Source organism: Saccharopolyspora sp. NPDC049426 (assembly GCF_040676935.1).
Lineage (GTDB): Bacteria > Actinomycetota > Actinomycetes > Mycobacteriales > Pseudonocardiaceae > Saccharopolyspora.
Genome location: NZ_JBFAPZ010000015.1, coordinates 35579 through 62026 on the forward strand (window position 1 = coordinate 35579; position 26448 = coordinate 62026).

Consider the following 26448-nt stretch of genomic DNA (forward strand, 5'->3'; position numbering starts at 1 on the left):
ACGGGACGCGTGCGCACCATTTAGTTGTGCACAACTTAATTGTGCGCTACGGTTTGTCTCGTGACGACGGAATCGACGCTGGACCGGCTGCTCTGCTTCGCGCTGCACAGCGCGTCGCGGGCCTTCACCAACCTCTACCGGCCGTTCCTCGACGAGGTCGGCCTGACCTACCCGCAGTACCTCGTGATGCTGGTGCTGTGGGAGCGCGAGTCGCTGACGGTCAAGGAACTGGGAAGCCTCCTCCGGCTCGATTCGGGAACGTTGTCGCCGCTGCTGAAACGACTCCAGACCCGTGGGCTGCTCGTCCGCACGCGCAGCGAGACCGATGAGCGGTCCGTTCGCGTCGAGGTCACCGACGAGGGGCGCGCGTTGCGGCAGCAGGCGCGCGACATCCCGCAGCGGATGGTCTCCGCGACCGGGATGGACCTCGGCGAGGTCGAGCAGCTGCGGTCCACGTTGGAAAACCTGACGACCACGTTGAACGACGCGGCACGCCGGGTCACCGAGAATCGGGAGACGAAGGCATGACAGTTCTCTACACGGCGGAGGCCACCGCGACCGGCGAAGGTCGCAGCGGACGCACGCGCACCTCGGACGGCTTGGTCGACCTCGAGCTGGCCATCCCCAAGGAGATGGGCGGCCCCGGCGGGGCCACCAACCCCGAGCAGCTGTTCGCGGCCGGCTACTCCGCCTGCTTCCACAGCGCACTCCAGCTGGTCGCCCGCAAGCAGAAGGTCGACATCGAGGGCTCCTCGGTCACCGCCGAGGTCGGTATCGGCAAGAACGGTGACGGAGGCTTCGGCCTCAACGTCTCCCTCCTCGTCGACCTGCCCGGCGTTGCCGAGGAACAGGCTCAGCAGATCGCCGAAGCCGCGGACGCGGTGTGCCCGTACTCCAACGCGGTGCGCGGCAACATCGGCCTCGAAGTCCGCGTCGCCTAGGCGAACAGTACGTACACCGCGCCGGTCGCCCCGGCGAGCATCGCCAGCACCGCTGTCGCGGCGGGCAAAGCCCCGCCCGGCAGCGGTGCTTTCGCGCGCAGACGCCGATCGCTGCGCTGGTGGCGCCGCCACACCAGCCACGCCACCACCCCGCTGACGGGCAACGTCGTCAGCGCGCACACGACCGCGGCCATCGCGCTGTGGTGCGAGATCAACTTGAGCAGCACCAGCAGGCTCACGGTGAACGCCAACGCCGTGCGCAACCAGGCGAGGGTCGTGCGCTCGATCTGCAACCCCGGATCCCAGGGCTGGTGCTCGCCCACCTCAGAACCCGGTCACGAACAGCAGCACGCAGGCCGCCACACCGATCACACCCAAGCCGTAGCCCAGCACCGGAGCCAGGCGCGGAGCGGGCAGCGGCTTGCCCCGGCGCAGCGCGCGTTCGGTGGCCACCCACCTGGTGAAAGCCGTACCGCTGCACAGAACCCCGGCCAGCAGCAACGCGACCGCCAGCACGGTGCGGATGTCGCTGGGCTCAGCGGACACGGCGTTGAGTGCCTCAACACCGACCCCACCGGCCATCAGCGCCAACGCGGTGCGGATCCACGCCAGGAACGTCCGCTCGTTGGCGAGCGTGAACCGGGGGTCGGGCTCGTCGCCCGCCTCGTAGAGCCGCCGCGGCCAGCGCGCGCTCTCACCTTCGCCATCGGTCGCCATGGCCTCACGTTATCTCCTCCGAATGGCGCAACGAGCCGGTGCCCTGCGGGAAGCGCGAATCCGGCGACGGCTCGGCTCGAGATGGCAGGAAGGCTCCCATGCTCGGAACCCGCGGTCACAAGGCCAAGGGCATGTCGCCGCCGAACAGCTCCGGCTTGTGCCCGGTGATCGTGAGGTACCCGTCCGCGTCCAGCTCGCCGACGTCGCCCGTGGACAGCCACCCTTCGGCATCGGTGACGGGACGGACCATCCCGTCGGCCTCCAGGTAACCCGCGCACACCAGCGGTCCGCGCAGCAGCACTTCGCCGTCGGACGCGATGCGCACCTCCATGCCGGGCATCGCCCGGCCGACCGTGCCCGTGCGGCGGGCGTCGGGACGATTCGTGGTGGCGCAACCGGTCGTCTCGATCAGGCCCCACAGCTCGCAGACGTCCAGCCCGACGCCGTTGAACAGCTCCAGCACCTCGGGGTCGAGCGGTCCGGAACCGATCGACGGCCACACCGTCCGATCCAGCCCGACGCGGGCCCGCACCCGCTCGCGGTCCCGGGGCGTTCGGCGCTGCTCCGCTGGAACGCTGCGCAGCAGACCGGCAAGCTGCGACCACACCTGCGGCGAGGCGAAGAACAGCGCGGGCCGGGCTCTCGGCAGCTCGTCGAGAACCTCGTCGCGATCACCGCAGAAGTGCACGTGCGCGGCGTCGTGGATCGCCGCGTAGACGCCCACGACGCGTTCGGCGATGTGGCTCAGCGGCAGGTAGCTCAGGCGCGCGGTGTGCGGTTCGGGTCGGGTGAGGTGGTGCAGCGCGGCGGCGGCGAAGCAGATGTTGCTGTGGGTCAGCACCACGCCCTTGAGCCGATCGCTGTCCTCGCTCGGGTAGATGATGGCCGCCGGTGTCGCAGGGGTGACCGGTGCGCTTTCCCGCCGCAGCAGACCGGGGTCGTCGATCAGCCGTTGCGCGCCGTGTCTTCGCAGTTCGGACCACGTTCGGAAGCGGTGGTCCGCGCTGATCATCACCGCTTCGTCGAGCACCACGACGTGTTCGACAGTGCTGTCGTTGCGCAGCGCTTTCGCCCACCGCCGCAGCTGGTCGTTGCTCTCCAGCACCACCACTCGGGCGCGGCTGTGGGTGGCGATCGCGTGCACCTGGTCCTGGCTCAGCGCCGGGTGCAGGGTGCTGGGAACCGCGCCCAGATGTGTTGCGGCGACGTCTGCGAGCCAATGCTCGGCTCGGTTGGACATCATCAGCAGGATCGTCTGGCCCCGCTGCAAACCGAGTTCGCTGAGAGCTGCGGCCAGCAGCGCCACCTCCTCGCCCGCCTGCTTCCAGGTGAGGGTCCGGCCGTCGTCGGTCAGCGCGGGCTGGTCCGGGAACTGCGCGGTGTTGCGGGAGAACAGTCGTGGGATCGTCGTTTCCAGTGCTGCCTCGGCCCAGTCGTCCAAGGTGCTCATCGCAGCCGATCTCCCCTCGCCCCGAACAGCGGTTGCGATTGACGCGCGTTGAGGCGATGAAACCTGATCAGGCCCGGTCGAAGCCAGCGCCGAAAGCTGGAATCACGTTCCGACGAACCGGTTCACTTCGCTGATTTTCCGGAGAAATCAGGAGGAATCAGACGTGGTCGCGGATGACGTCGTTGACGGCGCGCTGAAAGCCGTTGACCAGCACCTGAATGGTCAAGGGCCGGAGCTGGTCGGTCACCGCGCGCACTCGCTCGCGCTCGTCCTCCGGGCGCCCGTGCTCCATGTACGGCCGCAGCACGTTCTCCGCGAACAGCTCCCGAAGCTCGGTGGCGATCTGCGCGGTGTGCCGTTCGACGATCCCCTTGGCCTGCACCAGCATCTCCAGCGGCAGCGCCAGGTCGAGGATCTGCAGGCCCACTCCCAGCATCGCCGGGCTGGGCAACCGCAGCTCGTCGGAATCGTCGATGCGTTGCAGGATCCCCAGTTCCACCAGGTGCGCGACCAGCTCGTCGTCGAGGTGACGGCCCGCGCGGCGGTCCAGCTCGTGGCGGTCCAGGTCTTCGGCGTGCTCGTCGGTCCACGGCGCGATCAGCGCGCGCTGCAAGGCGAGTTCGTCCGGCGAAGAACCCTCCGGGATGCGCTGCAGGTGCCGCTCGATCGCGGACAGGGTGAAACCCAGGGTCTGCAGCTCACGGATGAGATCCAGTCGCGCGAGGTGTTCAGCGCCGTAGAGTCCGAGACGGCCGCGCAGACGGGGAGCCGGCAGCAGGCCGCGCGACGAGTAGAAGCGGACCGTTCGCACGGTCACTCCGGCACGGGCGGCCAGTTCGTCGATGGTGAGCTCTTCGTCCGCAGTTCGGAGCATGCGGGTCACGTTACTCCTTGACCGCTGTTACACCAACGATGTAACACTGATTGCGTCGTGGTTCGCGTGTCGCGTGACACAGCGTTGTCCGAGGCTCGGGCTTGGCGCGTCGTGGAGAGGAATCTGTCGTGACCGCAACGGGCGGCCCCTTGGCCGGAGTGAAAGTCGTCGAGCTCGCCGGCCTCGGTCCGGCACCCTTCTGCGCGATGCTGCTGGCCGACCTCGGCGCGGACGTCGTGCGCGTCGACCGACCCGGCGCCGGCGGCGCCGACGACCTGCTCAACCGGGGCAAGCGGTCGGTGCAGGTCGACCTCAAGCACGAACAGGGCCCGCAAGCCGTGCTCGCACTGGCCCAGGAGGCCGACGTGCTGCTGGAAGGCCTGCGGCCGGGCGTCACCGAACGCCTCGGCGTCGGGCCCGACCAGTGCTGGGAGCTCAACCCCCGGCTGGTCTACGGGCGGATGACCGGGTGGGGTCAGGAAGGACCGCTCGCCCACACCTCCGGCCACGACGTCGGCTACGTCTCGCTCACCGGAATGCTGCACCTCATCGGCCGCAAGGACGGACCCCCGCAGGTGCCTGCGAACCTGCTGGGCGACTTCGGTGGCGGCGCCATGTACCTGGCGGTCGGCGTCCTCGCCGCACTGCTGGAAGCCCGCGTGAGCGGACGCGGCCAAGTCGTCGACGCCGCGATCGTCGACGGAACCGCCCACCTGGGAACCATGCTGTGGGGCTTCTTCGGATCCGGCGGGTGGAGCACGGAACGCGGCACGAACCTGCTCGACACCGGAGCGCCCTACTACGACGTCTACGAAACCTCCGACGGCGGATACATCTCCGTCGGCGCGCTGGAACCCAAGTTCTACGCCGAACTGCTGGACAAGCTCGAACTGACAGGAAAGGTCCCAGATCGCGACGACGCCACGAACTGGCCGGAGCTGCGGGAGGCCTTCGCCGAGAAGTTCAAGCAGCGCACGCGCCAGGAGTGGACCGAGGTGTTCGACGGCTCCGACGCCTGCGTCGCACCGGTGCTGTCCATGGCCGAAGCGGAACAGCACCCGCACCTGGCCGCCCGCGAGACCCTGGTGCGCCGCGATGGACGGGTGCAGCCGGCGCCCGCGCCCCGGTTCAGCCGAACCCCGAACCCCGCGCCCGGCGCCATCGCCGCCCCCGGCGCGCACACCGAAGAGGTGCTGCGCGACTGGGGACTTCCCCAAGACCTGCTCGACTCGGGGGCGATGCAGTCCGCTCCGCGATGATCCACGGCGCGGTCGACCGGCACGTTCCGACACAGCCGCTCCGCAGGTCGGCGATGACAGGAAGGTTCCCTTCCTCGCGCCACCCGCCACCAACCGGAAGGAAGCGTGAAGATGCGCAGGGAGTTGTTCGAGGCCGAGCACGAGGCGTTCCGCGAAACGGCTCGGACCTTCATCAACAAGGAACTCGTCCCGCACATCGAGGAGTGGGAGGCCGCAGGGCAGGTCAGCCGGGAATCCTGGCGAGCCGCCGGTGAGCAGGGCCTGCTCGGTTTCGCCGTCGACGACGAATACGGGGGCGGCGGCGTCGACGACTTCCGGTTCAACGTCGTCTTCGACGAGGAACTCGTCTCCGCAGGTGTCTCCGGGTTCGGATCACCGCTGCACAACGACATCGTCGCGCCCTACCTGATGAAGCTGGCCGACGACGAGCAGAAGCAGCGCTGGCTGCCCGGGTTCTGCTCCGGAGAGCTCATCTCCGCCATCGCCATGACCGAGCCCGGCGCCGGCAGCGACCTGCAGGGCATCCGCACCACGGCGATCCGCGACGGCGACGACTACGTGATCAACGGGCAGAAGACCTTCATCAGCAACGGCATCATGGCCGACCTGGTGATCGTGGTGGCCCGCACCGACCCGGACGCGGGACACGAGGGGATCAGCCTGCTCGTGGTCGAGCGCGACATGCCCGGATTCGAACGCGGCCGCAACCTCGACAAGATCGGCCAGAAGGCCCAGGACACCGCCGAGCTGTTCTTCAACGACGTGCGCGTGCCCGCCCGCAACCTCCTCGGCGAGGAAGGCCAGGGCTTCATCTACCTGATGCAGAACCTGCCGCAGGAACGGTTGTCGATCGGCGTGGCCTCGATCGCCTCGGCCGCCAAGATCCTGGAGCTCACCAAGGACTACTGCCGTGATCGCACCGCCTTCGGTCGTCCGATCGGCAAGTTCCAGAACACTCGCTTCGAACTCGCGGAGATGGCCACCGAGGTCCAGATCGGGCGGGTCTTCGCAGACCGCTGCGTGCAGGAGCACGTGCGCGGTGAGCTCAGCATCGAACACGCCGCCATGGCCAAGTGGTGGCTCAGCGAACTCAACAAGCGGGTCATCGACCGCTGCCTGCAGCTGCACGGCGGCTTCGGCTACATGACCGAGTACCCGGTCGCCAAGGCCTACCTGGACGCGCGGGTTCAGACCATCTACGGCGGCACGACCGAGATCATGAAGGAGATCATCGGCCGATCCATGGGATTCTGACGGCGTCGTCGGGAACCGGCGCCCGCCGGTTCCCGCAACCCGCCGTGAAGGAGACGAGCCGTGGACTGGATCGTCGCCCCCGACCCCGATGGTCGCGCGCTGCGCGACGTCCTGCCGTCGATGCTGGCCGCGATGGGCGTCGACCGCTACACCGACACCATCGGCATCCCACCCTGCCGCAACGCCCTGGTGCTGCTGATCGACGGCCTCGGACACGAGTTGCTGCGGGCCCACGCATCCGATGCGCCGTTCCTGGCGAGCCTGCAGCACTCGCCGCCACTGACAGCAGGGTTCCCCACCACCACGGTCACCAGCATCACCTCGCTGGCCACCGGCCGGTGCGCCGGCGAGCACGGACTCGTCGGCTACACCTTCGCGGAACCGGGCGGTGGCCTGCTGCACCCGCTGAGCTGGACCGCGCGCAGCGCCCCCACCGGCGCCGACGGCGAGCGGGCCAGCCTGATGGAGCAGTGGCCCCCGGAGCAGGTGCAGCCCAACACGACCGTGCTGGAACGAGCCGTGGCCGCCGGTGTCGACGTCCGCACCGCGGTGCCCCCGCATTTCGAGGGGAGCGGACTGACCAGGGCCTCGTTGCGCGGCGGGAGCTTCCGCGGAGTGCGGGAGTTGGGGGAGCTGGCCGCAGAGCTCCTCGACGCGGCCGACAGTCCCGGTCCCACCCTCTGCTACGGCTACCACGGTGGCGTTGACCTGCTCGGACACATCCACGGACCCGGTTCGATCCAGTGGCGCATGCAGCTGAGGCAGATCGACGCGTTCGTGCAGATGGTCGCCGAGCAACTACCTCCCGGCGTGGTGCTCGGCGTCGTGGCCGACCACGGGATGGTCGACCTGGACCCTGAAGCGTCGATCGACGCCGACAGCGACCCCGCACTGCTCGACGGCGTCCGGTTGCTCGGTGGCGAGGTGCGCGTGCGCCACGTCTACACCCACCCCGGCGCGCGGGACGACGTGCTGGCCGCGTGGCGGGACACCATCGGCGAGCGCGGTGCGGTGATCACCCGGGAACAGGCCATCGACGAGGGCTACTTCGGTCCGGTGTCGGCGGCGGTGAGCCCGCGCATCGGTGACGTGCTGGCGATCCTGCGCACCACCGGGGTGATCCGTTCGGTGGTCGAGCCCGGCGAGTCGAAGCTGCGGGGACACCACGGTTCCCTGACCGCCGCGGAACAACTGGTGCCGGTGCTGGTGACCGGAGGCTGAGCACCGGTGGTCGGCGAGCGGCGTCGCTCGCCGGGTGCTCCGGTCCCCGCCCTGCCGTTGATGACCTGGTGGGCCCCTTCAGGTCGGCTCCCTGGCCGGAGGGAGGGAACCTTCCGCTCACCGCAGGCAGTGGTGGTGGGGGCTTGGGAACGATCGAGTGGTGCAAGGGAACCTTTCGTTCACCGTTCCACCGCGGCCTCGACCTGCGTAGATCGTCTTTGACGTGCATATTCAGGCACACTCGAGGAGACAGGAACCCGCCTTGTCCACCTCTTGTATCTATGTTGTGAGCAACCTAGGATTTCCTTTCACGGAACCTTAATTCTGCTAGGCGGAAGTTTCCCGGGAGGCTGAACAATGCAGTCGGCCAGTGTCGAAACCGAGCGAGCGGCGGGAAGCCCAGCCGCGCTGGAGACCGCGCTACAGGAGTTCCGCGCGTTGCTGCCGGACGTAGCGGTCATCACCGACCCGCAGCGACTGCGGACCTACGAATGCGACGGGCTCGCCAGCCACCGAGTCGTGCCGGCGGTGGTCGTGCTCCCCGAGACCGCCGAGCAGGTCCGGGACATCGTGCGAACCTGCGCCGCGAACGAGATCCCCTTCGTCGCGCGAGGTGCTGGAACAGGCCTGTCGGGTGGGGCGCTCCCGCACTCCTCCGGAGTCCTGGTGGTCACCTCCAAGATGCGCCGCATCGTGGAGATCGACATCGCCAACGAGCGGGCCGTCGTCGAACCCGGCGTCATCAACCTCGACGTCACCAAAGCCGCTGCGCCGCAGGGCTACTACTTCGCCCCTGACCCCTCGAGCCAGCAGGTCTGCTCGGTCGGCGGCAACGTGGCCGAGAACTCCGGAGGCGCGCACTGCCTGAAGTACGGCTTCACCGTCAACCACATACTCGGCATCGAAGTGGTCACCCCTGACGGCGAACTCGTCGAACTCGGTTCCGATGCGCGCGATGTTCCCGGATACGACCTCATGGGGGCCTTCGTCGGCAGCGAGGGGACTCTCGGCGTCGTCACCAAGATCACCGTGCGCCTCCTGCGCAAACCGGAAGCGGTGCAGACGCTGCTCGCCGGGTTCCCCTCCACGGACGAGGCGGGCGCGGCGGTGTCGGCGATCATCGCCGACGGCGTGACCCCAGCCGCCATCGAGATGATGGACGCCCTGGCCATCGAGGCCGCCGAACAAGCGGTGCAGTGCGGCTACCCCGACGGGGCCGGAGCCGTGCTCGTCGTCGAGCTCGACGGTCCGGCGGCCGAGGTCGAGCACACCTTCGCCGAGGTCGAACGGCATTGCCGCGCGCACGGCGCATTCGAGATCCGAGTCGCGGCCGACGACGCGGAGCGGGCGATGATCTGGAAGGGCCGCAAATCGGCCTTCGCGGCAGTGGGCCGCATCAGCCCCGACTACATCGTTCAGGACGGGGTCATCCCGCGCACCGCGTTGCCCGAGGTGCTGGGGCGCATCTCCCGCCTGTCCAGCGAATCCGGCGTGCGCGTGGCCAACGTCTTCCACGCCGGTGACGGGAACCTCCATCCGCTCGTGCTCTTCGACGACGCCGAACCCGGTGCGGGTGAACGCGCCGAGGCCGTTTCCGGCGCGATCCTCGACCTGTGCATCGAGCACGGAGGGTCCATCACCGGCGAGCACGGAGTCGGTGCGGACAAGGTCAAGTACATGGGCCGCATGTTCACCGCCGATGACCTCGACACCATGCAGCGGGTCCGCTGCGCGTTCGACCCGGTCGGGATCTGCAACCCGGGCAAGGTCTTCCCCACACCAAGGCTGTGCGGGGAAGTGCCGGGACGGCGAAAAGGCGTGCACCCCCTGACCGAAGCGGGATTGGCGGAGCAGTTCTGATGCACACGAAGACCACCGACGCCGCCCACGACGCACTGGTGGCCGCGCTCGGCGCCCACAACGTGCGCCCTGCTGCGGACGACGCCAAGGGAATCGGCCACCAGCTGGTGGCCGCGGTGAAGGAAACCGAACAAGCAGCAGCGGCGATGAAGGTCGCCGCCGAACACCAACTGCGCGTCGTGCCCACGGGCTCGGGCAGCAAGCTCGACTGGGGCGCCCCGCCCCGTGACGTCGACCTGCTGCTGGACGTCTCCCCGGCCAACGAGATCGTCGAGCACGCCGCAGGCGACCTGGTCGTGCACGCGCTGGCGGGCACCCCGATCGCCGACATCAACCGCGTCGTGCGAGAAGGCGGCCAACAACTCGCCATCGACCAGCCCCTCGCCACCGCCACGGTCGGCGGGGTCATCGCCACAGCCACCTCCGGGCCGTGCAGGCACCTCTTCGGCGGCGTTCGTGACCTGCTGATCGGCATCACCGTGGTGCTCGCCGACGGCACCGTCACCACAGCCGGCGGGAAGGTCGTCAAGAACGTCGCAGGCTACGACCTCTGCAAGCTCTACACCGGCTCGTTCGGCACCCTCGGCGTGATCACCGAAGCCGTGTTCCGGCTGCATCCCGTGGCCGCCGAACACCGGTGGATCACCGTCTCCGCCGACGATCCCGCCGCGGCCGCCGAAGCCGCTGACACCATCCGCCATTCGCAGGCGATGCCCACCGCCATCGAGATCGACCGGCCGGATGGCGGTGCGCTCACGGTCTGCGGGCAGTTGGAAGGACGCCCTTCTGCCACCCACGATCGCGCGCTGGAACTGGCGTCCGCGGTCGGCGGTGAGGTCGTCGACCAGCCGCCGCGGTGGTGGGGGCAGCACCCGTTCGACGCCGACGGCACCGGGCTGCGCGTCGGCGCCAAGCCCGCCGCCATGCGCGCCTTGCTGACCGCCATCGAGGAGAGCCTCGGTGACCTGCCGGTTTCCGTGCGCGGCGCGATCGGGCTCGGCGTGCTGCACGTGGGCCTGCCGGCAGGAGTGGACCCGGCGGCGATCGCCCGGCTGACCGCACAACTGCGGGACCGCGCCGACTACGCGGTGCTCGAACGCGCTCCGCGCGAGGTTCTGGAGGTCGTGGACCCGTGGGGTCCCGTCGCCGCCGGACCGCTCGCGCTGATGCGCCGCACCAAGGACCAGTTCGATCCGCAACACCGGCTCGCCCCCGGCCGGTTCGTGGGAGGAATCTGATGACCGAGACCCCGGCCCGCCCAGGCGCCTTCGACGCTTTCCACCCGCCGCAGCGCGAACTCATCGACGACTGCGTTCACTGCGGCTTCTGCCTTCCCAGCTGCCCCACCTACGACCTGTGGGGCGAGGAGATGGACTCCCCTCGCGGGCGCATCTACCTGATGAAGGAAGGACTCGAAGGCGAACCGCTCACCGACAACGTGGTCGAGCACTTCGACGCCTGCCTGGGCTGCATGGCCTGCGTGACCGCCTGCCCATCAGGCGTGCAGTACGGCACGCTGATCACCGAGACCCGTGCGCAGGTCGAACGCCACCACGAGCGCAGCCGGTTCGAGAAACTGCTGCGCACGGCCATCTTCACGCTGTTCCCCTACCCGAAGCGGCTCCGCGCGATGCGCGGCCCGCTCGCCCTCTACCAGCGGACCCGGCTGGGGCGGTTGCTCAAGCGCACCGGGCTGATGGACAAGCTCCCCGCAGGGCTCCAGGTCATGGAATCCCTCGCTCCGCCCATCAGTCGCGCCGAGAAGCTCCCGCAGCGGGTCCCGGCCAGGGGTGAGCGGCGCGCGACCGTCGGCATGATCACCGGGTGCGTCCAGTCGGCGTTCTTCCCCGACGTCAACGCGGCCACGGCCCGAATCCTCGCCGCAGAAGGATGCGACGTGGTCGTTCCGCCCTCGCAGGGCTGCTGCGGTGCGCTCAGCGAGCACTCGGGACGGGAGGAGGAAGCGGTCGGCTTCGCCCGTGAGCTGCTGGACACCTTCGAAGCGTCCGGCGTGGACCACGTGGTCATCAACTCGGCCGGGTGCGGGTCGACGCTCAAGGAGTACCCGCGACTGCTCCAGGACGACCCGGAGTACCGGGAGAAGGCCGAGCGGTTCTCTTCGAAGGTGCGCGACATCGCCGAACTGCTGGTGGATCTCGGTCCCGTGGCGGAACGCCACCCGCTGCCGGTGAAGATCGCCTACCACGACGCGTGCCACCTCGCGCACGGGCAGGGCATCCGGTCGCAACCGCGCGACCTGCTGCGCGCCATCCCCGAGCTGCAGCTCAGCGAGATCAACCGGGCCGAGCTGTGCTGCGGTTCGGCCGGCGTCTACAACCTGCTGCAGCCCGAGCCCGCCCGGGAGCTCGGTGACCGCAAGGCCGCGAACGTGCTCGACACCGGCGCGGAGTTGCTGGTGACGGCCAACCCCGGCTGCTCGATGCAGATCCGCACCGCCCTGGAGCGGCGTGGGGAGAGCATGTCGATGGCGCACACGGTGCAGGTGCTGGACGCCTCGATCCGCGGCGCGGGAGCGGACTCACTGCTGCGATGAGTTCGTGTCGATGAGCGGGGCCGTCGTTGCGACGGCCCCGCTTCGTCGTTGAGAGCAAGGGAACCTTCATCGCTGAACTCGGGCCGGTTCGTGGGTGGATGGTGAACGGAAGGTTCCCATGCTCGGAACACCGCGCTGCTCCGTCCGGCCGACAGTGCGATGGTCATTGACTGTGACAGCATTGGTGTCACACTCTGGGTGGAGCACCTGCCGCAATGAGGAGGCACGCCACACATGTCCGAGGCGTTCGTCTACGACGCGATCCGCACACCGCGGGGTCGTGGAAAGAAAAACGGTTCGCTGCACGGGGTGAAGCCGATCACCCTCGCCGTGAGCCTGATCGAGGAGCTGCAGCGCCGTCATCCGCAGCTCGCTCCCGCGCTGATCGATGACGTCGTGCTCGGCGTGGTCTCGCCAGTGGGTGATCAGGGCAGCGACATCGCCAAGACCGCCGCGCTCGCCGCCGGCCTTCCCGAAACGGTCGCCGGCGTCCAGCTGAACCGCTTCTGCGCTTCGGGTCTGGAAGCCGTCAACATCGCTGCGCAGAAGGTCCGATCCGGCTGGGAGGACGCGGTCCTCGCCGGCGGTGTCGAGTCCATGTCTCGTGTCTCGCTGGGTTCCGACGGCGGAGCCTGGGCGATGGACCCGGAGACCAACTACGCCACGTCGTTCGTGCCGCAGGGCATCGGCGCCGACCTCATCGCCACCATCGAAGGCTTCGACCGCGGCACGGTGGACGCCTACGCGGCCGAGTCGCAGGACCGCGCCGCCAAGGCGTGGGCCGACGGCCGCTTCGGCGACTCCGTGATCCCGGTCAAGGACCGCAACGGTCTGACCGTCCTCGACCGCGACGAGCACATCCGCCCCGGCACCACGGCCGACTCCCTCGGTGGTCTCAAGCCCTCGTTCGCCGACATCGGGGAGATGGGCGGTTTCGACTCCGTCGCCCTGCAGAAGTACCACTGGGTCGAGAACATCGACCACGTGCACACCGCCGGGAACTCCTCCGGCATCGTCGACGGCGCCGCGCTGGCGCTGATCGGCAGCGCGGGCCTCGGTGAACGCACCGGGCTCAAGCCGCGCGCCCGCATCGTCTCCGCGGCACTCTCGGGCGCCGACCCGACGATCATGCTCACCGGCCCCGGACCGGCCGTGCGCAAGGCGCTGGGCAAGGCCGACATGAGCATCGAGCAGATCGATCTGATCGAGATCAACGAGGCCTTCGCCGCGGTTCCGCTGAAGTTCATGAAGGAGTTCGGCGTTGACCACGACAAGGTCAACGTCAACGGCGGTGCCATCGCCATGGGCCACCCGCTGGGTGCCACCGGGGCGATGATCCTGGGCACCGTCATCGACGAACTCGAACGCCGCAACCTCCGATACGGCCTGGCAACGCTGTGCATCGGTGGCGGCATGGGGATCGCGACCATCGTCGAACGGATCGGCTGAGGGACACATCAGACATGAGCGAGCAGAACACCATCCGCTGGGAGTCCGACGCCGACGGAATCGTCGTGCTGACCCTGGACGACCCCCAGCAGCAGGCCAACACCATGAACCTGCGCTACCAGGCCAGCATGGACGCGATCCTGCACCGCCTGGAAACCGAGCGCGACAACATCACCGGCGTCGTCCTCACCTCCGCGAAGAAGACCTTCTTCGCAGGGGGCGACCTGCGTGAACTCATCCAAGCCCGTGCCGGCGACGCCGAGTCCGTTTCCGCGACCACGGCCAACGTCAAGAAGCAGCTGCGCCGACTGGAAACGCTCGGCAAGCCCGTGGTCGCCGCGCTCAACGGCACCGCCCTCGGCGGCGGCCTGGAGATCGCGCTGGCCTGCCACCACCGCGTCGCGCTGAACAACCCCAAGGCCAGGTTCGGGTTCCCCGAGGTCAGCCTCGGACTGCTGCCCGGCGCCGGCGGCGTGGTGCGCAGCGTGCGGTTGCTGGGCATCGCCGAGGCGTTGCTCAACGTGCTGCTGCAGGGGCAGCAGCTGCGACCGGACAAGGCCCTCAAGACCGGCCTGATCCACGAGCTGGTCGACACTCCCGAGGAGATGCTGGCCAAGGCCAAGGAGTGGATCAAGGCCAATCCGGAGGCCGCTCAGCCGTGGGACACCCCCGGGCACAAGATCCCCGGCGGCACCCCGTCGTCCCCGAAGTTCGCCGCCAACCTGCCCGCGTTCCCGGCCAACCTGCGAAAGCAGCTCAAGGGCGCCCCCATGCCCGCGCCGCGCAACATCATGGCCGCCGCGGTCGAGGGCAGCCAGGTCGACTTCGACACCGCCCTGGACATCGAGGGCCGCTACTTCGTCGAGCTGGTCTGCGGCCAGACCGCGAAGAACATGAGCAAGGCGTTCTTCTTCGACCTGCAACACATCAACGCCGGTGGGAGCCGTCCCGACGGTGAACCGGAGTTCCGCGCGAAGAAGGTCGCGGTTCTCGGTGGCGGCATGATGGGCGCCGGCATCGCCTACGTCTGCGCCAAGGCCGGCATGCAGGTCGTCCTCAAGGACGTCTCGCTGGAGAACGCCGAGAAGGGCAAGGACTACTCGGCGAAGATCCTGGAGAAGGCCGTAGCCAGGGGCCGCTCCACGCAGGAGAAGGCCGACGAGCTGCTCGGCCGCATCACCGCGACCGACCAGATCGAGCCGCTGTCGGGCTGCGACCTCGTCATCGAGGCGGTCTTCGAGAACCTCAAGCTCAAGCACCAGGTCTTCGGCGAGATCCAGGACGTCATCGACGACGACGCCCTGCTGTGCTCGAACACCTCGACGCTGCCGATCACCGACCTCGCGGAAGGGGTCCGCAAGCGCGAGGACTTCATCGGGCTGCACTTCTTCTCGCCGGTCGACAAGATGCCGCTGGTGGAGATCATCTCGGGCGAGCAGACCAGCGACCGCGCGTTGGCCCGCGCGTTCGACGTGGTGCGTCAGATCAACAAGACGCCGATCGTGGTCAACGACAGTCGCGGGTTCTTCACCAGCCGGGTCATCGGCACCTTCATCAACGAGGGCGTGGCGATGCTGGCCGAGGGGATCCACCCGGCTTCCATCGAGCAGGCTTCCTCGCAGGCCGGGTTCCCGGCTCCGGTGCTGCAGCTGTTCGACGAGCTGACCCTGACCCTGCCGCGCAAGATCCGCGACGAGTCGAAGGCGGCGGTGGAAGCCGCTGGTGGCACGTGGGTTCCGCACCCCGCCGAGCAGGTCATCGACCGCATGGTGGAGGAGTTCGACCGTCCCGGTCGCTCCGGCGGTGCCGGCTTCTACGACTACGCCGACGGCAAGCGGACCGGTCTGTGGCCGGGCCTGGTGGAGCACTTCGGGTCCGCCGACACCGACCCCGCCTCGGTCGACCTGACGGACCTGACCGAGCGGATGATGTTCGTCGAGGCGCTGGAAACGGTGAAGTGCCTCGACGAGGGCGTGCTGACGTCCGTGCCGGACGCCAACATCGGCTCGATCATGGGCATCGGTTTCCCGCCGTGGACCGGCGGCGTCGTGCAGTACATGAACGGTTACCCGGGTGGCTTGGCCGGTTTCGTCGCTCGCTCCCGCGAACTCGCGGAGCGCTACGGCGACCGGTTCCAGCCTCCGGAGTCGCTGGTCAAGCGTGCTGCCAACGGTGAGCCGTTCGACAACGGCGAGCCGGACGCGGAGATCGTGAAGGCCACCGCGGCCGAGTGAGCTGACAAAAACGAGGCGCCGGACCCGAAAGGGGCCCGGCGCCTCGTCGTTCGCTCAGCGTGCTCAGCCCTCGGCGTGGTCCACAATCGGGGCGTTGACGCACTCCGGGGTCTGCGGCGACAGAACCGGGACAACTGCGCCGAGGACGGCGACGTTGTCTCCGCACCCCTGCACCGGAACGGCGCTGATGTTGTTGTCGTTCGCCCCGTTGACGCCCTCGTTGTCCGCGCTGTCGGCGAACGCCGGGCCGGCCAGGGCCAGCATGGCGGTGGCGGCGCCGGCAACGCCGGCGATACGTGCAGCGGTACGCACTGTGGTTCTCCTTATGGATGACTTTTCTTCAGGGCGTTAACCCTTGCGGCACAGGGAATTTCTGCGCTTCTCCTGCGTCGCGCGGCAGAGTCTGCGACATGAGTCGCGCTCAAGTCGAACTCAGAAGGGCGTTTTCAGCCGAATACCCTCGATGGAGTGACGGTGAATCAGACATTCCACTGTGGATTTCCGGCTGCATCGCTTTTCTCAGTTCAGCGGCAGGACGCCGGTGACACGCTGCAGCGGAGCTTCCGCGGCTCCGCCGACGACCTTGTCGGCCTCGGACACGACCGGGGTGTTCTTCGTCGCGGGAAGCACGTCGCTGGGCTTGGCCAGCGTCAGCGGCTCACCGGAGGTCTGCAGCGGGTTGTTCTGCAGGGTCGGTGCGACCAGGGCCACCGGGTTGCTGATGGGCTCGGACTCGTAGCCCTGGGCGGCGGTCAGCGCCACCGCCGTGTCCATCGCGGAGAAGCCCTGGTGGTTCGGCTTGCGCGGGCCGATCTCGGTGTCCAGCAGCGCCGCGTCGGGCGTGTGCTCGTACACCATGCCGAGGTGACCCGGGGTCACCGAGCCGGCGACGGTCGGCCGGGTCTTGGTCATCTTCGAAACCCGGGTGGTCTCGGCGAAGACGTGCCCGAGCACGCGGTTCGGCTTGCCGGGGGCGAGCACAGGACGTCCGTCCTGCAGCTCACCGGCAACGCCGTGCCCGGTCTTGGTGATGTCCACGCCGACCTTCTTGATGACGTTCGGCGAGCTCACGTCCAGCTTCGCGTCGGCGCACGGCGCCTTGGTGGGGCTGAACGAAGGCCCTTCCTGCATCTGGCAGGCGTTGGCCGGGATCCCGGCGGTGATCTCGTCCGGAACGGACGTCAGATCGGGCTTTTCGATGTCGGTGGTTCCCGCCGCGTTCGCGGCACCGGTGCCGACAGTGGCGAGGCCCGCGGCCATGACGGCCGCCTTGACTGTGCGCGTGGTCCAGGAGCGCAAGATTGGATCTCCTCGAGTCGGAGGTGTTGGCACGGCTGACTCGACATCGGAGACGTTCTAGAGGATCTTGAGCCGCTAGCGGCGAATGCAGCCCGAACGAGTGAAGATCTGTGCGTGGGCGCGGGTGCGGCACCGGGAGAGAGGTTCCCATGCACCGCTTCGCGCCCCGCGCCCGGTGGTGGTTCTAGAAACCCAGGCCCGGAGCGAACAGCGCGATCATGTGCTCGGTGGCCTTCTCGGCGGTGACCTCCGGGTGGTGGTCCCGCCAGACGGCGAGCCGCTCGCTGGCACCGATGATCGCCTCGGCGTACACCTCGGCCTGCTGGTGGTCGAGGTCTTCGCACACCGTTCGCAGCAGGTCCGCGGTGAAGTAGCGCTGCTGGACGCGGATGGCCTCCAGTTCGGTGTTGACCGGGGCGCTGGGGATGGAGAACTCGTTGCGCAGCAGCGCCCACGCCTGCGCGTGGTCGTCGCTGAAGCGGAAGAAGGCCAACTGGCAGTCGTGGAGCTTCTGCTCCGGACTGGTGGCCTCGGCGGCGGCGCGGCTGGTGGCTTCGAGGAGTTCGGCCTTGGACCGCTGCAGGCAGGCCAGCAGCAGGCCTTCCTTGGAACCGAAGTATTCGTAGAGCATCGGTTTGGACAGGCCCACCTGGCCGGCGATGTCGTCCATCGAGGTCGCCTGGTAACCGGCGTGGGCGAAAACCCGCTCCGCGACTTCCAGGATCTGCGCCTCGCGCTCGGCCCGGGACATTCGCTTGCGGCCGCTGGCCGGTGCAGTAGACCTCGTCACGAATCAACCCTACCGCAGGTAACCTACTCGTAGTAGCCTACTGCAGAGTAGATAAGGTGCCGGTGTCCGAGGAGGGGCTCTGATGGTGCAGAAGCAGTCGCCTGGCCAGCGTCGATACGAAACCTCGGTCGTCATCGTCGGAACCGGGTTCTCCGGTCTCGGCATGGCGATCAAGCTCAAGCAGGCCGGCATCGACGACTTCATCGTCCTGGAGAAGTCCTCCGACCTGGGCGGGACCTGGCGGGACAACACCTACCCGGGCTGCGCCTGCGACGTGCCCTCGCTGATGTACTCGTTCTCGTTCGAGCAGAACCCGAACTGGTCGCGGTTGTTCGCCGAGCAGGGCGAGATCAACGAATACCTGAGCCACTGCGCGGACAAGTACCAAGTCCGCGACCACGTGCACCACGGCGTGGAGTTCACCGGCGCCGAATACGACGAGCAGGCCAAGACCTGGCTGGTCACCACCGGCGACGGCACCGAGTACGTCGGCCGGGCCCTGGTCTCCGGCGTCGGTGCCCTGCACATCCCCAGCTACCCGGACCTGCCCGGTGTGCAGGACTTCGAAGGCGAGATCTTCCACTCGGCGGAGTGGAACCACGACTACGACCTGCGAGGAAAGCGCGTCGCGGTCGTCGGGACGGGCGCGAGCGCGATCCAGTTCGTCCCCCGCGTCGCGGAGCAGGCCCAGAAGCTGCACCTGTTCCAGCGCACGCCCCCGTGGATCCAGCCCAAGCCCGACCGGGCCATCCCGGAGTCGGTCAAGAAGCTGTTCCGCACCGTTCCGCTGGCGCAGCGCACGGCGCGCGTCGCCATGTACTGGATCCTCGAAGCCCGCTTCTTCGCTGTGTTCAACAAGCGCCTGGGCAAGGCCGCTGAATGGCTGTCCAAGCGCTACATCCGCAAGACGATCTCGGATCCGAAGCTGCGCGAGGCCGTCACGCCGGACTACTCGATGGGGTGCAAGCGCATCCTGCTCTCCAGCGACTACTACCCCGCGCTCAACCGGTCCAACGTCGACGTCGACACCAGCGGCGTCACCGAGGTCCGGAAGAGCTCCGTGGTGACAGGTGATGGCCAGGAGTACGAGGTCGACGCGATCATCTACGGCACCGGCTTCCACGTCACCGACGCCTACGACCACCTCGCCATCGTCGGGCGAGAGGGACGCAAGCTCCAGGACACCTGGCGCGACGGCGCCGAGACCTACCTCGGCATCACCGTCTCCGGCTTCCCCAACCTGTTCTTCCTCCTCGGCCCGAACACCGGCCTCGGCCACAACTCGGTCGTGTTCATGATCGAGTCGCAGCTGAACTACGTGATCGACTGCATCCGCCGGATCCACAAGGGCGAGATCGGCCAGGTCGACGTTCGTCAGCCGGTGCAGGACGCCTTCAACCGCGAGCTCCAGTCCGAACTGGGCGACGGGGTGTGGTCGGTCGGCGGGTGCCGGAGCTGGTACCTCGACGAGAACGGCGTGAACCGCACGCTGTGGCCGGGATTCACCTGGAAGTACTGGGCGCGCACGAGGAAGGCGGACCTGTCCGACTACGAGGTCACCGCGCGCTGAGGTGATCGGATCGCCCAACCCCGTTGAAGCTTCGCACGGGCGTTCGATATAGTGATCGAGTCACTGTCGAGCAGCCCCCAGGGGCGCACCCTAGCTAGGGGCGGCGATGTCACCGCTGTCGTCCGATGAACTGCGCACAATCCGCGAGGAGCTCAGCGCTGGAACCACGCCGACGGTGTGGTTCACCAGCTCTGCCGTCGGAGTCCAAGAAGGGCGCTCCGGCAAGGTGATCGCGCTCGGCGAGCCGGCCGAAGGGGACTTCATCCAGGTCCGCCCGGCCGGTTCGAAGGACGTCCTGTCCTTCTCCGCCGCAGAAGTCACCCAGGTCAAGCCGCCCCGCAAGAAGCCGACGCCGGAACCGGCGGCCAAACCCGCCGCGAAAACCCCGGCCAGCACACCGAGCCGGGCGACCGAGACGAAGCCGGCCGAGAAGCCCGCCGCGAAACCAGCGCCTGCTCCCGCCGCCAAGTCGAGCACCCAGGCCACGGCCAAACCCGCCGACAACTCCGCGGCACGACGCAAACCGCGCCAGGTCAAGCAGCCCGTTGGCGGTGCCGTCGTGACGCTCACCGCCGGCCAGGACGGTCAGTGGAGCGTCGAAGTCGCCAACGCCAAGCGGAAACTGGTCAAACCCACCCAGGTTCCGGCCAACGCCGTGGCCCAGGCGGCGAAACTGCTGCACGACGACGTCGCCGCGGCAGTCGAGCCGTTGATCGACGCCGCACGCGAACAGCACCGCGCGCGCGTCGAACAACTCCGAGCCGAGCTCGAAGCCGCCGAGGCGGCACTGGAAGAACTCGACGAGTGAGTCGTTGTCGTCCCCGCGGGGACGACAACGACACGCTCACCTGAACCCATCACGCCCGTGCCTGAAGGTCGCGTGGAGTGCCTGCGGAGCATGGGAACCTTTCTGTCTCCTCCCAGCTCCAAGGCCCTCCGGCCGCGCGCCTGGAGGTAAACGACAGTGCAGCGCTGATGGGAATCAGCCCTCGATGTCGGTCGTCCCCTGCAGGGTCCGCTGGCCGCGGTCGGTCGGCGGAATCTGGTCGTAGGCGGCCGGGTCGAGCTGGGTCACCTCGCCGGAGGCGATGGACGAAAGGATCCCGTCCAAGCCGATGTAGACCGTCCGCGTGAGCATTTCGCGGTGCTGCTCACCGAGCGTCTGGGTCTGACCGCGCACCTCGAAGAGCACGGCACCGCTGCCGTTGAGCTGGAAGGCTCCCAAGCCCGTACCGGGCAGGTTGATGTCCTGCGGGTACAACGTGATGTTGCCGAAATCGGGGTTGCGCTCCGCAGCGCTTTGAAGCGCGTTGTACGCCGCCACGTTGAGCTGCTTGGAGTACTCCGGGCGATAGCTGTCGGCGAACTCGGCGAAGGTGGCGCCTTCGGGCGTGTTCGGGTCAGCGACGAACTTGCCGGACAGGCTCATGGTCACGAACCTGTCAGTTCCGGGAACCGTGTAGCAGGCTCCTTGGTGATGAAGGTCGACGTAGGTGTCAACAGCGCCGAACTCCGCTTGCAGCCCCGTGTAGACGTCGCGGACCGTCTGCGTCTCCGGGCTGATGAACCAGCCGGGCCGGTCGCTGCTGCCGGGGAAGTCCTGCGGCTGCGGCTGGTACGCCAGGTTCGGGTGGTAGTCGCGGTTGACGTCGAAGCCCGGGCGTTGCGAGTAGTCGTCGCCCTGCCGCTGGTCGGTGATGTAGTTCCACGGCGGCGGTGACGTGGCCAGCTGGGGGAACCGGGACTGAACTTCCTGCCAGGTCATGTCGTTGCCGCGCCGGTCGAGGGAACCGGCGTCCGGGTTGATCTTCGGCATCGCGACCACCGTCACCTGGTCGCGGATCTGCTGCGCGGTGGTGGAGTCCGACGTGCCCAAGTAGTCGAGGATGTCGAGCAGGGCGTCAGGGCCCGTTTTCTCGTTGCCGTGAATCTCGGCGGTGATGAGAACGACCTTGGGCCCGGTGCCCACGCGCGCGAGCATCATGTCGCGGCCCTTGTTGGAACCGCCCACGTCTTCAACGGCCACCCGGCCGGCGCTGACGCGTTCGATGCGGTCGAGCTCCACCAGCATCTCGTCGTAGCTGGTGAACTCGGTGATCGGGTTCTCCCGAGGTTCCTCGCTGCACGGGGGCGGTGCGGCCATGGTCGGTGGTGCTCCTGCGGTCGCGGGGACCAATCCGGTGCCCACCACGACACCCGCCAACGCCAGTGCTTGCCATCTCTGCATTGCCGGACTCCTTGCCGTTGCCGAAACGGGGCACCAGACAAGTCGATCGACAGAAAGCGCACAATCGGCCAAGAGGGGACAACTCGGAAGGTTCTCGCCAAGCGTCGAATGGACACGTGAAGGGTCCACCGCCTATCAAGAGCAGGTGCGAACACCCGTCTCGAACGAATCCAGGACCCCGCTGCGGCAGCGCTCGTTCCGCTTCTTGCTGATCGCGACGGTCGGAGGGTTCTCCGGGTACGCCCTGCTCCTGCCCGTGGTGCCGTTGTGGGCCGTGGCCGGAGGCGCCGGCGAGATCGCAGCGGGCGCGACGAACGCTGTTTTCATGCTGGTCACGGTGCTCGCTCAGCTGGCGATGCCGTGGTTGCTCAGGAGAATGGACTGCCGCGGGCTGTTCGCCCTGGGGACCGCGATGATCGGGCTTCCGACTCCGCTGTTCGCGCTCTCCAGCGACATGTGGGTGCTGCTCGGAGTCTCGGCGCTGCGCGGAATCGGGTTCGGGGTGCTGACGGTCACCGGCTCGGCGCTGACCGCAGAACTGGTGCCCGTCGCACAACGAGGCAGGGCGGCCGCCTACTACGGACTCGCCATCGGCCTGCCCAACGTCGCCCTGCTGCCCGCCGGCGTGTGGTTGAGCGGCCGAATCGGGTTCGGGCCCCTGTTCTGGGCCGCCGGTGCGATCCCGGTCCTGGCCGCCCTGACGATCTTGGGCATCGAGCGGGTGCGCACCCGCGACCAGGAGCGAGGAGCGCGTGCCCGGCCGGTCGCGCTGCTGCCTTCCTGGACGGTCATGGCGGTCAACACGGCCGCGGCAGGGGGTTTGACGGCGTTCCTGCCGCTGGCCGTCACCTCGTCGGTCGCCCCGGCCGCCCTGCTGATCTTCGCCGCCGCCACCATGCTCGGCCGCTGGCTCGCCGGGCACCTGGGGGACCGGTTCGGGCAGCAGGGCGTCCTCGCGCCCTCGGTGCTGTTCGGCGGCTTCGGAGTGCTGCTGCTGGCCTTGGCCGCGTGGACCGCGGACCCGGTGGCGCTGGCGGGCGCGGCGGTGTTCGGCACCGGCTTCGGAGCCGTTCAGAACACGACCCTCATCCTCATGCTGGAACGCGCCGACTCGGCGACCGCGAGCACCGCGTGGAACATCGCCTACGACGGCGGTCACGGACTCGGCGCGATCGGGTTCGGCGTCCTCATCGCCGCGTCCGGATACCCGGTGACCTTCGCGATCACGGGCGCACTGCTGCTCGCCTGCCGCGCCCTGGCCGGCCGCCGGTGGGCGTGAGCGAGGGAACCTTCCTGTCATCCGCCGTGCGGCCACGACCGAAGAGGGACCTTGCCGACCTGTGCCTTTGGCCACAGGAGTCCCTTGGGATCGGGCAGACGAACGAGATCACGCACAGTGGCTGAGACGAGCGGCAACGGTGCCAGGCCGTCGCCGTCCACCGAGAGCACCTAGAATCGGATGCGTGTTGCGCAGCCTGTTGACCCCGCGTTGGCTGCTTCTGCATGCGCTGTTCGTCGTGGCCACGATCGCCACCGGCTTCCTCGCCGTGTGGCAGTGGGATCGCGCGCACGAGGCCGGAGGGAGCTTCCAGAACCTCGGCTATGCGCTGCAGTGGCCGCTGTTCGGCGCCTTCACGATCTTCCTCTGGATCAAGCTGATCCGCATGGACTTCGCGCAGCAGCGCGGCGAGACCGAACCTGCGAGCGGCGCCGGGGCCGAAGAAGGGGCGAGCACCGGCGAAGCGGTGTCCGAAGAACCAGAACGGCGCCGGTCACGGCCCCTGGTGCCGCCACCGGCGCCGCCTGTTGATTCGGATGAAGACCCGGAGCTGGCCGAGTACAACCGGTATCTGGCCGGGCTCGACCAGTCGGATCAGCGCACTAGTTGAAGGTGATCCCGCCGTTGATCTCGCGGGTCTGCACCAAATTCTTGACCTGACCGTTGTTGATGTTGACGACGTTGTCCGACGCCGTGATCTCGTTATGCACGGCGGCGCCTTCGCGCCGCAGCAGTTCGGCGAACTCCTCGTCCTCCGAGCACACCGCGTCCAGCCGCTCCGCCAGTGCTGTGACCTGAGCTGGGCCCGCATCGTCGCTCTCGGCGGCCTCCAAAGCCGCCTGGGTTTCAGGGTCCTGCTGCGACCTGCGGCGAAGCAGGTCGCGGACCTTCGCCAACGCCATCGTCCCAGCGGCACCCAGAGCGGTGGCCGCCTGCCCGCCCAGGGCGGTGGCGAGCGAATCCAGGAACGGATCGGTCATGTTTCCTCCGCGAGCAAGGGAACCCTTCTGTCACGAAGTGTAGTTACTCGGCCTGTTTTCGTGTCGGTTTCGAGTCGAATTCAGTTGTTCGGCAGCACGCGGAGCGCGCGGGCTGGTGTGATATCAACGAACTGGTCGACGGCAAAGCGAAACGGATGCCGATCGCTTCCGGGCAGTGGAAGCCGGTGGTTCTTCCCGGTGGCTGGGATCGGTGAGCGAGAGCGTGGGTTCGCGCCACTTGGCGCGGTCGGCGGCCGGATCTTGCGGACACTTTGGGGATAGGGGCTGGCGTGCGCAGCGGCGTGCTGTTGAAGATGTTCGGACTGTGCGTCCTAGCCGGCGTACTCGTGGCGGCTTTACTGCTGCCGGTTGCGACCGGGGCTGGGGCGATGGTCAACCAGACCACCCAAGCCATGTCGAAAATGTCGAGTTCGCTCGCCAAACGCGAAATGCCGCAGGTGTCGACCGTCACCGACCGCAACGGCAAACCCATCGCCTACTTCTTCAAGGACTACCGGGTCGAAACCCACCCCGGGCAGATCGCCGACACCATGAAGGCCGCCATCACCGCGGTCGAGGACAAGCGCTACTGGCATCACGGCGGCGTCGACTGGCACGGCACGATCCGCGCACTCGCGACGAACATCGGCAGCGGCGAGACAGCGCAGGGCGCGTCCACGATCACCCAGCAGTACGTGAAGAACTACCTGGTGCACGTCTCGGCCACCACCGAGTTGGAGGCGGAGCAGGCCAAGGAGACCACGGTCGCCCGGAAGCTCCGCGAAGCCAAGATCGCCGTCGAGCTCGAACGCACCATGTCCAAGGAAGAGATCCTCACCGGATATCTCAACGTGGTGCCATTCGGCAACCAGACCTTCGGGGTCGGCGCTGCTTCCCAGACCTACTTCGGCACCACTCCTGACAAGCTGACGATCGCCCAGGCAGCGCTGCTGGCCGCCGTGGTCAACCAGCCCGGTTCGCTGAACCCCAACAGCAACCCGCAGGACGCGCTGGCCCGGCGGAACCTCGTCATCGACCTGATGGCCGACAGCAACAACGACATCCGCATCACCGAGGAAGACGCTGAGATCGCGAAGAAGGAGCCCTTGGGTGTCCTGTCCCCGCTGGGGCGGCCGCCGAACGGCTGCGTCGGCATCGGTGACGGCACCACCGACGGATTCTTCTGCACCTACGTCCGCGACTACCTCGAGCGCTACGGCATCGACACCGACAAGCTGAAGGTCGGCGGCTACACGGTGCGCACGACGCTGGACCGCACTGCTTCGGACGCTGCCAAGCAGGCCGCCCAGAAGCAGGTCCCGACCCAGACCGATGGCATCGCCAACGCGATGTCGGTCGTCGAACCCGGCAAGGACAAGCACAAGGTCCGCGCCCTGGTCGCCAACCGCGACTTCGGCAACGACCCGAGCAAGGGCCAGACGGCCTACGACATCGTCAGCCGCGTGCAGCCCTTCGGCGCGGGCTCGATCTACAAGATCTTCACCGCCGGTGCTGCGATCGAGCGCGGCATGAGCATCTACGACACGATCGACGTCCCCGCCAGCTACACCTCGCGGATCTACAAGAACGGGCAGGCGCCCTACACCGTGCACAACGCCGACGGCGTGAGGCCGGGACCGCGAACGTTGCAGATGGCGTTGGCGACCTCGCCGAACACCGGCTTCGTGGCGCTGCTGGAACGGGCCGGCCTGAACAACGCCGTCGACATGGCCGCCAAGCTCGGCATGCGCAAGAGCGTCAACGGTGTCAACTCGCTGGGGTCGACCCTCAAGGACGACGGCTCGAACGGGCCCGCGTTGGGCGACTCGATCAAGCGGCGCAACAACGGTTCCTTCACCCTCGGCTTCACGCCGACCAGCGTGCTGGAACTGTCCAACGTCGCGGCCACGATCATGAGCGATGGCGTCTACTGCCCGCCGACCCCGATCGAAGAGGTCAAGGACCGCTACGGCAACTCCGTGCAGCTCGGTGAGCCCGCCTGCGAGCAGGCGGTGGCACCCGCGGTGGCCACCGCGCTCGCGCAAGGGCTGAGCAAGGACGACACCGAGGGAACCTCCCGTGCGGCGGCGCAGGCCGTCCAGTGGGCGCGTCCGATGATCGGAAAGACCGGTACGACCCAGGAGCACAAGTCCGCGGCCTTCTTGGCGGCCACCCCGCAGATGGCCGGTGCCGTGCTGACCTACTCCGACGGCAAGCGCCCGGAAGGGATCTGTGACGGTGGCGGAGACGCGCCGCCCTACCTGTGCGGCGGTGGCGGCAACATCTACGGCGGCAAGGTGCCCGCGCGAACGTGGTTCGACGCGATGACCAAGATCCACAGCGGACTGCCGGTTGCCGCCCTGCCGGGCACGCCACCGCCCGCCGCGACGCCGCCTGCGGCACCGGCGCCGTAATCGGATGTGAGCATGGGGACCTTGCTGTCATGTCGAGTGGCAGGAGGGTCCCCATTTTCGTGTCATCAGGCCGTAC

The 26448-nt window shown here is 68.1% G+C and carries 24 protein-coding genes; 15 read left to right on the forward strand and 9 right to left on the reverse strand.

Going from position 1 to position 26448, the window contains the following annotated elements; translation table 11 throughout:
- Positions 1 to 60 precede the first annotated feature (60 nt).
- Both AB0J78_RS27555 and AB0J78_RS27560 read left to right on the forward strand, forming a co-directional pair.
- Positions 61 to 528 (forward strand): MarR family transcriptional regulator, encoded by a 468-nt coding sequence (locus AB0J78_RS27555; RefSeq protein ID WP_363793940.1) that lies wholly within the window; start codon positions 61 to 63, stop codon positions 526 to 528.
- Positions 525 to 941, forward strand: coding sequence for an organic hydroperoxide resistance protein (locus AB0J78_RS27560; protein WP_363793942.1), 417 nt, complete (start codon positions 525 to 527; stop codon positions 939 to 941). The genes AB0J78_RS27555 and AB0J78_RS27560 overlap by 4 nt, the downstream gene beginning before the upstream one ends.
- Here AB0J78_RS27560 and AB0J78_RS27565 read toward each other — a convergent pair.
- The 4 genes from AB0J78_RS27565 to AB0J78_RS27580 all read right to left on the reverse strand — a co-directional run bounded on the left by AB0J78_RS27565 (position 938) and on the right by AB0J78_RS27580 (position 3982).
- Positions 938 to 1264 carry a DUF202 domain-containing protein gene (locus AB0J78_RS27565; protein ID WP_363793944.1) on the reverse strand — a complete coding sequence of 109 codons (327 nt, stop codon included), beginning with the start codon at positions 1262 to 1264 and terminating at the stop codon, positions 938 to 940. The genes AB0J78_RS27560 and AB0J78_RS27565 overlap by 4 nt on opposite strands.
- A gap of 1 nt (position 1265) precedes the next feature.
- Positions 1266 to 1658, reverse strand: coding sequence for a DUF202 domain-containing protein (locus tag AB0J78_RS27570; protein ID WP_363793946.1), 393 nt, complete (start codon positions 1656 to 1658; stop codon positions 1266 to 1268).
- A 115-nt stretch (positions 1659 to 1773) separates the two neighbouring features.
- The gene (locus AB0J78_RS27575) at positions 1774 to 3108 is read right to left on the reverse strand and encodes an AMP-binding protein (protein ID WP_363793948.1); all 1335 of its coding nucleotides are present in this window, start codon (positions 3106 to 3108) and stop codon (positions 1774 to 1776) included.
- A gap of 157 nt (positions 3109 to 3265) precedes the next feature.
- Positions 3266 to 3982 carry a MerR family transcriptional regulator gene (locus tag AB0J78_RS27580; RefSeq protein WP_363793950.1) on the reverse strand — a complete coding sequence of 239 codons (717 nt, stop codon included), beginning with the start codon at positions 3980 to 3982 and terminating at the stop codon, positions 3266 to 3268.
- A 128-nt stretch (positions 3983 to 4110) separates the two neighbouring features.
- On the opposite strand from AB0J78_RS27580, the gene AB0J78_RS27585 reads away from it, so the two are divergent.
- The 8 genes from AB0J78_RS27585 (at position 4111) to AB0J78_RS27620 (ending at position 15813) form a co-directional block, all read left to right on the forward strand.
- Positions 4111 to 5241: a CaiB/BaiF CoA-transferase family protein gene (locus AB0J78_RS27585; RefSeq protein WP_363793952.1), complete on the forward strand. Its 1131-nt coding sequence runs from the start codon at positions 4111 to 4113 to the stop codon at positions 5239 to 5241.
- Positions 5242 to 5352: 111 nt separating this feature from the next.
- The gene (locus tag AB0J78_RS27590; RefSeq protein WP_363793954.1) at positions 5353 to 6495 is read left to right on the forward strand and encodes an acyl-CoA dehydrogenase family protein; all 1143 of its coding nucleotides are present in this window, start codon (positions 5353 to 5355) and stop codon (positions 6493 to 6495) included.
- 60 nt (positions 6496 to 6555) lie between these two features.
- Positions 6556 to 7716, forward strand: coding sequence for a nucleotide pyrophosphatase/phosphodiesterase family protein (locus AB0J78_RS27595; RefSeq protein ID WP_363793956.1), 1161 nt, complete (start codon positions 6556 to 6558; stop codon positions 7714 to 7716).
- A gap of 357 nt (positions 7717 to 8073) precedes the next feature.
- Positions 8074 to 9576, forward strand: a complete 1503-nt coding sequence (locus AB0J78_RS27600) for an FAD-linked oxidase C-terminal domain-containing protein (protein ID WP_363793958.1) — start codon at positions 8074 to 8076, stop codon at positions 9574 to 9576.
- Positions 9576 to 10814: an FAD-binding oxidoreductase gene (locus AB0J78_RS27605; RefSeq protein WP_363793960.1), complete on the forward strand. Its 1239-nt coding sequence runs from the start codon at positions 9576 to 9578 to the stop codon at positions 10812 to 10814. Before AB0J78_RS27600 ends, AB0J78_RS27605 begins: the two co-directional genes overlap by 1 nt.
- The gene (locus AB0J78_RS27610) at positions 10814 to 12130 is read left to right on the forward strand and encodes a heterodisulfide reductase-related iron-sulfur binding cluster (RefSeq protein ID WP_363793962.1); all 1317 of its coding nucleotides are present in this window, start codon (positions 10814 to 10816) and stop codon (positions 12128 to 12130) included. The genes AB0J78_RS27605 and AB0J78_RS27610 overlap by 1 nt, the downstream gene beginning before the upstream one ends.
- 234 nt (positions 12131 to 12364) lie before the next feature.
- Positions 12365 to 13579, forward strand: coding sequence for an acetyl-CoA C-acetyltransferase (locus AB0J78_RS27615; RefSeq protein ID WP_363793964.1), 1215 nt, complete (start codon positions 12365 to 12367; stop codon positions 13577 to 13579).
- A 14-nt stretch (positions 13580 to 13593) separates the two neighbouring features.
- Positions 13594 to 15813: a 3-hydroxyacyl-CoA dehydrogenase NAD-binding domain-containing protein gene (locus AB0J78_RS27620; RefSeq protein WP_363793966.1), complete on the forward strand. Its 2220-nt coding sequence runs from the start codon at positions 13594 to 13596 to the stop codon at positions 15811 to 15813.
- A 63-nt stretch (positions 15814 to 15876) separates the two neighbouring features.
- On the opposite strand, the gene AB0J78_RS27625 is transcribed toward AB0J78_RS27620, so the two are convergent.
- The 3 genes from AB0J78_RS27625 to AB0J78_RS27635 all read right to left on the reverse strand — a co-directional run bounded on the left by AB0J78_RS27625 (position 15877) and on the right by AB0J78_RS27635 (position 17902).
- Positions 15877 to 16125 (reverse strand): hypothetical protein, encoded by a 249-nt coding sequence (locus AB0J78_RS27625; RefSeq protein WP_363793968.1) that lies wholly within the window; start codon positions 16123 to 16125, stop codon positions 15877 to 15879.
- Between the two features lie 207 nt (positions 16126 to 16332).
- Positions 16333 to 17112 (reverse strand): hypothetical protein, encoded by a 780-nt coding sequence (locus AB0J78_RS27630; RefSeq protein ID WP_363793970.1) that lies wholly within the window; start codon positions 17110 to 17112, stop codon positions 16333 to 16335.
- 184 nt (positions 17113 to 17296) lie between these two features.
- Complete coding sequence (locus AB0J78_RS27635) at positions 17297 to 17902, reverse strand: helix-turn-helix domain-containing protein (protein ID WP_363793972.1); 606 nt, start codon at positions 17900 to 17902, stop codon at positions 17297 to 17299.
- 82 nt (positions 17903 to 17984) lie between these two features.
- Between AB0J78_RS27635 and AB0J78_RS27640 the strand changes: the two genes are divergently transcribed.
- Positions 17985 to 19472 (forward strand): NAD(P)/FAD-dependent oxidoreductase, encoded by a 1488-nt coding sequence (locus AB0J78_RS27640; RefSeq protein ID WP_363793974.1) that lies wholly within the window; start codon positions 17985 to 17987, stop codon positions 19470 to 19472.
- Between the two features lie 106 nt (positions 19473 to 19578).
- Positions 19579 to 20280 (forward strand): DUF6319 family protein, encoded by a 702-nt coding sequence (locus AB0J78_RS27645; RefSeq protein ID WP_363793976.1) that lies wholly within the window; start codon positions 19579 to 19581, stop codon positions 20278 to 20280.
- Between the two features lie 174 nt (positions 20281 to 20454).
- Here the strand turns inward: AB0J78_RS27645 and AB0J78_RS27650 are convergent, their stop codons facing one another.
- Entirely contained in the window at positions 20455 to 21699 is a 1245-nt protein-coding gene (locus tag AB0J78_RS27650; protein WP_363793978.1) for a M14 family zinc carboxypeptidase, read from the reverse strand.
- 145 nt (positions 21700 to 21844) lie between these two features.
- Between AB0J78_RS27650 and AB0J78_RS27655 the strand changes: the two genes are divergently transcribed.
- Entirely contained in the window at positions 21845 to 22978 is a 1134-nt protein-coding gene (locus tag AB0J78_RS27655) for an MFS transporter (RefSeq protein ID WP_363793980.1), read from the forward strand.
- A 184-nt stretch (positions 22979 to 23162) separates the two neighbouring features.
- Positions 23163 to 23588, forward strand: coding sequence for a hypothetical protein (locus AB0J78_RS27660; protein ID WP_363793982.1), 426 nt, complete (start codon positions 23163 to 23165; stop codon positions 23586 to 23588).
- On the opposite strand, the gene AB0J78_RS27665 is transcribed toward AB0J78_RS27660, so the two are convergent.
- Complete coding sequence (locus tag AB0J78_RS27665; RefSeq protein ID WP_363793984.1) at positions 23581 to 23958, reverse strand: hypothetical protein; 378 nt, start codon at positions 23956 to 23958, stop codon at positions 23581 to 23583. The two genes, AB0J78_RS27660 and AB0J78_RS27665, sit on opposite strands and share 8 nt — an antisense overlap.
- A gap of 314 nt (positions 23959 to 24272) precedes the next feature.
- Between AB0J78_RS27665 and AB0J78_RS27670 the strand changes: the two genes are divergently transcribed.
- The gene (locus AB0J78_RS27670) at positions 24273 to 26372 is read left to right on the forward strand and encodes a transglycosylase domain-containing protein (RefSeq protein WP_363794169.1); all 2100 of its coding nucleotides are present in this window, start codon (positions 24273 to 24275) and stop codon (positions 26370 to 26372) included.
- Positions 26373 to 26448: the final 76 nt, after the last annotated feature.

What these genes read in the sequence shown, in the direction of transcription:
- AB0J78_RS27560 (WP_363793942.1), top strand. Translation starts at nt 525, where the DNA reads ATGACAGTTCTCTACACGGCGGAGGCCACCGCGACCGGCGAAGGTCGC.
- AB0J78_RS27570 (WP_363793946.1), bottom strand. Translation starts at nt 1,658, where the DNA reads ATGGCGACCGATGGCGAAGGTGAGAGCGCGCGCTGGCCGCGGCGGCTC.
- AB0J78_RS27575 (WP_363793948.1), bottom strand. Translation starts at nt 3,108, where the DNA reads ATGAGCACCTTGGACGACTGGGCCGAGGCAGCACTGGAAACGACGATC.
- AB0J78_RS27580 (WP_363793950.1), bottom strand. Translation starts at nt 3,982, where the DNA reads ATGCTCCGAACTGCGGACGAAGAGCTCACCATCGACGAACTGGCCGCC.
- AB0J78_RS27590 (WP_363793954.1), top strand. Translation starts at nt 5,353, where the DNA reads ATGCGCAGGGAGTTGTTCGAGGCCGAGCACGAGGCGTTCCGCGAAACG.
- AB0J78_RS27600 (WP_363793958.1), top strand. Translation starts at nt 8,074, where the DNA reads ATGCAGTCGGCCAGTGTCGAAACCGAGCGAGCGGCGGGAAGCCCAGCC.
- AB0J78_RS27605 (WP_363793960.1), top strand. Translation starts at nt 9,576, where the DNA reads ATGCACACGAAGACCACCGACGCCGCCCACGACGCACTGGTGGCCGCG.
- AB0J78_RS27610 (WP_363793962.1), top strand. Translation starts at nt 10,814, where the DNA reads ATGACCGAGACCCCGGCCCGCCCAGGCGCCTTCGACGCTTTCCACCCG.
- AB0J78_RS27615 (WP_363793964.1), top strand. Translation starts at nt 12,365, where the DNA reads ATGTCCGAGGCGTTCGTCTACGACGCGATCCGCACACCGCGGGGTCGT.
- AB0J78_RS27620 (WP_363793966.1), top strand. Translation starts at nt 13,594, where the DNA reads ATGAGCGAGCAGAACACCATCCGCTGGGAGTCCGACGCCGACGGAATC.
- AB0J78_RS27640 (WP_363793974.1), top strand. Translation starts at nt 17,985, where the DNA reads ATGGTGCAGAAGCAGTCGCCTGGCCAGCGTCGATACGAAACCTCGGTC.
- AB0J78_RS27645 (WP_363793976.1), top strand. Translation starts at nt 19,579, where the DNA reads ATGTCACCGCTGTCGTCCGATGAACTGCGCACAATCCGCGAGGAGCTC.
- AB0J78_RS27650 (WP_363793978.1), bottom strand. Translation starts at nt 21,699, where the DNA reads ATGCAGAGATGGCAAGCACTGGCGTTGGCGGGTGTCGTGGTGGGCACC.
- AB0J78_RS27665 (WP_363793984.1), bottom strand. Translation starts at nt 23,958, where the DNA reads ATGACCGATCCGTTCCTGGATTCGCTCGCCACCGCCCTGGGCGGGCAG.
- AB0J78_RS27670 (WP_363794169.1), top strand. Translation starts at nt 24,273, where the DNA reads ATGTTCGGACTGTGCGTCCTAGCCGGCGTACTCGTGGCGGCTTTACTG.